General features: G+C 70.0%; 1 protein-coding gene. It reads right to left on the bottom strand.

Features of this window, described 5'->3' with window-relative positions:
* Nucleotides 1–1,406 (bottom strand): sugar ABC transporter ATP-binding protein (locus ACFFRH_RS44170; protein WP_386164168.1); only part of this gene is annotated, 1,406 nt, incomplete at both ends.

Here is a 1,406-nt window from a genome sequence, read left to right on the forward strand (position 1 = left end):
CCTTCCATGATCATGTCGAGGACGGCGTGCTCGTCCAGCTCACCCGCGCCGGCCTCACGAATGACCCGGCCCTCCCGCAGGACCAGCACCCGATCGGCCAGTCCCAGCACCTCGGGAACCTCGCTGGAGACCAGCAACACCCCGATCCCCTCGTCGGCCAGCCGCCGCACCAGCGCGTACAACTCCGCCCGAGCCCCCACATCCACCCCGCGGGTCGGCTCGTCCAGCAACAGCAGCTTGCGGTTGTTCAGCAACCACCGGGCCAGCACCGCTTTTTGCTGGTTACCGCCCGACAACGTCTTGATCGGCCGCTCCGGATCGGCGGGCCGGATGTCCAGCGCCTGCACCATCTCCCGCGCGTCGGCCGCCTCACGACGCCGGTCCATCCAGCCCAGCCGCGAATACCGGCCCAAACTCGCCAGGCTGATGTTGCGCGAGACACTCTGGTCCAGCAGCAACGCCTGCGCCTTACGCTCCTCGGGCGCCAACCCCATGCCCAGGCGCACCGCACCGGTCGTGCCACCACCCCGGCGCACCACCTTGCCCTCCAGCACCACCTGCCCGGAGAACCGCCGCGCCCCGTACACCGCCTCGATGATCTCCGAGCGGCCCGAGCCGACCAGACCGGCCAGCCCCACGATCTCCCCCGCCCGCACTGAGAACGACACGTCGGAGACGCGGCCGGGAATGCTCAGGTCACGCACCTGGAGCACCTCGGCCTTGCCGTCGTGGGCGCCGGGGGCGGGCCTTTCGGGGAAGACGTACTCGACGTTGCGGCCGGTCATCAGCGACACCACCTGCGAGGTCGGCGTCTCCTTGGCCGGCAGCCCCACCGCGACCGTACGGCCGTCCTTGAGCACCGTGACCCGGTCCCCGATCTCGCGGATCTCCTCCAGCCGATGCGAGATGTAGACCACCGCCACCCCCTGGGCGGTCAGCTCCCGGATGATCCGGAACAGGTTGCCCACCTCGTCATGGGCCAGCGCCGCCGACGGCTCGTCCATGATGATCAGCCGGGTGTCGTGCGACAACGCCCGCGCCATGCTCACCACCTGCTTGGCCGCCGGAGACAACCGGCCCACCTCCACCGACGGGCGGATCTCCGCGTGCCCCAGCCGCGCCAGCAACTCCCGCGTCGCCCGCGCCGCCTCCCCCCGGCCCACGAACCCCATCCGGGACGGCTCATGACCCAAGAACACGTTCTCGGCCACGCTCAACCCGTCCACCAGGTCCAGCTCCTGATAGATCGTGGAGATCCCGAGCCGGATCGCCGCGATCGGGCTCGACAGCCGCACCTCCTCACCGTTCAACGTGATCGTCCCCTCGTCGGGCTGGTGAGCGCCCGCCAGGGTCTTGATCAAAGTGGACTTCCCGGCGCCGTTCTGGCCGAGCAGGCAGTGCACCTC

This window comes from Streptosporangium vulgare (assembly GCF_042428775.1).
Taxonomy (GTDB): domain Bacteria; phylum Actinomycetota; class Actinomycetes; order Streptosporangiales; family Streptosporangiaceae; genus Streptosporangium; species Streptosporangium vulgare.